The organism is Cupriavidus sp. SIMBA_020 (assembly GCF_046535395.1).
GTDB classification, from domain to species: Bacteria; Pseudomonadota; Gammaproteobacteria; order Burkholderiales; family Burkholderiaceae; genus Cupriavidus; species Cupriavidus campinensis.
Window position 1 is genome coordinate 1 of the sequence record NZ_JAWRWU010001406.1, and the last position, 245, is coordinate 245.

Sequence of the window (245 nt, forward strand, 5' to 3'; positions counted from 1 at the left end):
CGGCCTGGTGGCGGTCAGCCACGCCTATGGCCTGGGTGACGTATCCGACGCTGTCGTCGACCGCACCGCCGAAGTGCTGGCCGCCGCCGGCATCTCCATCATGACCAACGCCCCCGGCGAACATGCTTTCCCACCCGTACTGCGCCTGCGTAACGGCGGTGTGCGGGTATTTACCGGCAATGACAACATCCAGGACGCCTGGTGGCCCTACGGCAATGGCGACATGCTGCAGCGGGCGATGCTGG

Annotated in this window: 1 protein-coding gene; it reads left to right on the forward strand. The window is 66.5% G+C overall.

Translation table 11 applies throughout. The annotated features are described in order from the left end of the window. The coding region (locus SB751_RS34155) for an amidohydrolase family protein (RefSeq protein ID WP_410749513.1) at window positions 1-245 on the forward strand (245 nt) is incomplete at both ends.